The organism is Chryseobacterium gambrini (genome assembly GCF_900156825.1).
Taxonomy (GTDB): Bacteria; Bacteroidota; Bacteroidia; order Flavobacteriales; family Weeksellaceae; genus Chryseobacterium; species Chryseobacterium gambrini.
Window position 1 is genome coordinate 1 of record NZ_FTOV01000035.1, and the last position, 2304, is coordinate 2304.

General features: G+C 43.4%; 3 protein-coding genes. 1 reads left to right on the forward strand and 2 read right to left on the reverse strand.

Annotation, left to right across the window (positions count from 1 at the left end; translation table 11 throughout):
- Both BW951_RS22160 and BW951_RS22165 read right to left on the reverse strand, forming a co-directional pair.
- The coding region (locus tag BW951_RS22160; protein ID WP_076396852.1) for a hypothetical protein at nt 1–1382 on the reverse strand (1382 nt) is incomplete at its 3' end.
- Complete coding sequence (locus BW951_RS22165) at nt 1382–1813, reverse strand: hypothetical protein (protein ID WP_076396854.1); 432 nt, start codon at nt 1811–1813, stop codon at nt 1382–1384. The genes BW951_RS22160 and BW951_RS22165, both read right to left, overlap by 1 nt.
- Nucleotides 1814–2035: 222 nt before the next feature.
- On the opposite strand from BW951_RS22165, the gene BW951_RS22170 reads away from it, so the two are divergent.
- Nucleotides 2036–2304, forward strand: a 269-nt coding sequence (locus BW951_RS22170; protein ID WP_175608867.1) for an ATP-dependent Clp protease proteolytic subunit, incomplete at its 3' end; no start/stop codon positions are given.

The window sequence follows — 2304 nt, forward strand, 5'->3', positions numbered from 1 at the left end:
AAATTCCCTTCCACCATATCCGGATCGTTTTCTTCCTCTACATTGTAGACCACGTTTCCGGAGGAGTATTCCGGCTCCATTCTTACCATACGGGTATATTTATTGGGTTTTTGTCTTTCGTCGGTCAGGACACTAAGCGGGTATTTGTATTTTTTACAGGCACGTCTGAGGGCTTTTTTTACCGGTCGGGTATAAAATTGTTTTTCCATGTACCAGATGATCCCCACACCGGGCGGCAGGTTTTTCTCAACTTTGATCATCCACTCGAAAACGTCCTCGAGTTCACATCTACGGGTAAACCTTTTAATACAGTAGCGTTTGAACCTGTCCTGTCCCCAAACCGATACGGCTTTAAAGTCCGAAGTCTGGCTGTTTTCAAAACTCGGATCAAAATATCCGATGATGATATCCATTTTGGAGAGGTGCGGAAGTTTGGCAAAACGGAAATATTTGTTTTTAAAGATTTTCCCTTCAATATCCGTTTCGTGGAAAAATTCCTGCTTGGCAAGAACGGTTCCCGCCTTGGAGATCTTCCGCAGGAGTTCCTGTAATGAATACCGCTGCCACCATGCGGGCTTTCCGTTTTCGATGGCTTTTACTTTGGAGTGGTAAATGCCCTCTCTTTTTTTCGCTCCGGGTTTGGTATCTCCCACGATATTGGCAAGGATAGAATTATGATGAATACGGTTCCCGCCCATCGCGAAACGCGCCCCTTTGATACTGAGGGCAAAATACATGGCTCCTAAAATCTTTTTCACCACTTTATCCACCCTTTTCGGATTGTGGACAATGTCGTCATCGTCCACGTCATCCACCACACCGTAATTGGGACGTTTTTCGTTTTCCCTTGCCCCGCGCGGCGACTGGTCACGACCAAAGGCAAGAAACCGGATTCCTTCTTTTGTGGTAAAATCCCCGTCCTCCCATGACCCGAAATTATACTGCTCCCCAAAATCGTGGGCAAAAAGTTTATTGTATTGCAGCTGTGCCTGAAGATCGGATAACAGGTTACACGCGTCGTCCTCATTTTTCCCCATCAAAAGCATTCCTGTTAATTGCTTATGGGCGATAAGCCACATCGGTATAATAATCGTCAGGTGAACGGACTTGGCGTGTTCCCGCGCCCATTCGGCAACTCCGAAAAAGTTCGGATCCGCAAGGCAGGCGTTGGCAAAATCTATATGGAAGTCTGCGCAGTCCGCATCGGCATACAATTCAAAATAGGTTTTAACAAAATAATTATAATCGGTTAATGCCCTTTTAATTCGTAATTTTTGTATTTCCTCGGTATCATTAAAGGCAACGGCGGCACTGTTCTGAACCTGTGAACAGAACTCCAGCCATTCGTTATAATCCCTTTTCGTGATGGTGATTGCCGACATTACTTTTCCCCGATTTTATAGTCCACATATTTTTTTTGCAAAAGGTTGATTTCCTTTGCCAGTTCTGCGTTTTGAGTAAAGGCGTATGTCGTGAAATCCTTAAATACATTAATGATCTGGCTGATGGTTACCTTTTTATTCGACAGCTTTTCAATGCTGTTGGCAATCTGAATAATATCATTGGGTTTGCTTTTGGGATCTTCACTCAGGGCGTGCGCCTTTTTATACAGGTTTTCGATGATCTTTCGGGCGGTAACTGTTGATGCGCTTTTAAGCAAATCCCATTCGCCCTCGGTTTTCCATTTACCCAGCGTTTTTTCTGTGACGTGAATGATTTCTGCGATTTCTTTCTGTGTTTTGTCCGTTTCCAGAAACAAGTCCTGAGCTATAGCATATTTCTCGTCATTCGTCAGCTTTTTCTTTTCATTCATCCGTAGGTATTTAATTTTTAATTCGGTCGGATGTAACCTCAGTTTTTGGTTTCATCCCTTATATATATGAAGCAAAATTGCTTTATATAAGGGCTTTACCGAAGCTGGCTGTTAGGGGCTGTATGAAAATATACAACCACTGCATGAAAATATTCAGCCGCTAACCGTCAGCTTTTTTCAGGGTGTTTTTCAGCCAATCTTTGCCTTATCAAAATCAAAGAAATGTCTAAAAAGCCCTTTCATTATGAACTCAAAAATCAGGTATCCGGCAGTGCCGAAATCAGGATGTACGGGTACATCGGAAAATATGATGAGTTCGACTATAAAAGGTTCCAACAGGTTTTCAGGGATGCACTGCAAAACAATAGTGATTTAACCATAAGAATGCACTGCGGCGGCGGTTCTGTGTATGAGGGGCTCGCCATTTATGACCTGATCCTGAATTCAGAAGGACATACCAAAGTCATTGTGGAAGGGATGGCGGCATCCAT